Below are 1,085 nucleotides of genomic sequence, written 5' to 3' on the forward strand. Positions count from 1 at the left end.
TCCTGCGATTTCTAGCTGACGCAACCAAGAGCAGCTACAGCCTCAAGCAGCAAAATGAATGCGCAGGTAGTCTTCTTCCATCTTGGCGCGGGCCGGGGTCATGGCCGCTAAAGTCTGGGGCAGAACCAAGTTGCGGCGGTGGTTGCCGATGCGGATGTTCAGCTCATCCCCGGTTTTGGTCAATTCCACCTGCTCTTTCGGGATCCCGGGCAAGTAAAGATCCAGCCGGTACTGGCCGTTGTCGGTTACCACATTCAGGGTTTGCTCGGCATAGAGCACGTCCGCCGGGTTGCGATCCCCCCAGAGGTCTTTTTTCAGGCGGGCTAGGGCGTCCCATCCCACCAACTCCTCGGAGTACAGCGGGATCTCGAAGACCGGCAGGGGGGCAAAGTTTTCGTGGATTTCCTGGCGATATTTCTGTTGGGCTGCCTTCCAGGCGGCAAAGTAGGGATCCACCACTCCATCGGGCAAGATGCGGTTGGCAATCACCAAATCGGTGGCCACCCCGTAAAGGCTGAGGTAGGCGTGGGCCCGCAGCGATTCTTTGATCACCATCTTTTCGGGGTTAGTGACCAGCCGCACTGAGGTGATGCGGTTGTTGGTGAGGATGCGCTCCAGCCGCTCAATCTTCTGATAGAACTCATAAGGAGCATCCAGCACCTGGTCATTGGGCAGCGGGATCCCGGTCAGCCCCTTCACAATCGGCTCGGCAATAGGACGCAGCATTTGCGCCAGCCCCTGCAGGGGTTTGTAGAACCTGCGCATGTACCAGCCAGAAACATCCGGCAGGCTCAAGAGGCGCAGGGCCGTGCCTGTAGGGGCCGAGTCGATGATCAACACATCGAACTTGCCTTCGTCGTAATGGCGATTCACCCGCACTAGGGCAAAGATCTCATCCATCCCTGGCAAAATCGCCAGCTCCTGTGCCTGCACCCCATCTAGCCCTCGCGCCTGCAACACCTGGGTAATGTAGGTTTTGACGGATCCCCAATTCAGCTCCAGTTCGTTGAGGGCGTCCAGCTCCGCCCCCCAAAGGTTAGGTTTGACCTCGACCGGCTCATGGCCCAAGGGCTGATCGAAGCTAT

General features: G+C 58.2%; 1 protein-coding gene. It reads right to left on the bottom strand.

Annotated elements, in window-relative coordinates:
• Window positions 1-42: 42 nt before the first annotated feature.
• The coding region (locus NW819_RS08735; protein ID WP_414413509.1) for a TRC40/GET3/ArsA family transport-energizing ATPase at window positions 43-1,085 on the bottom strand (1,043 nt) is incomplete at its 5' end.

Source organism: Synechococcus sp. R8-2, assembly GCF_047461715.1.
Taxonomy (GTDB): domain Bacteria; phylum Cyanobacteriota; class Cyanobacteriia; order Thermostichales; family Thermostichaceae; genus Thermostichus.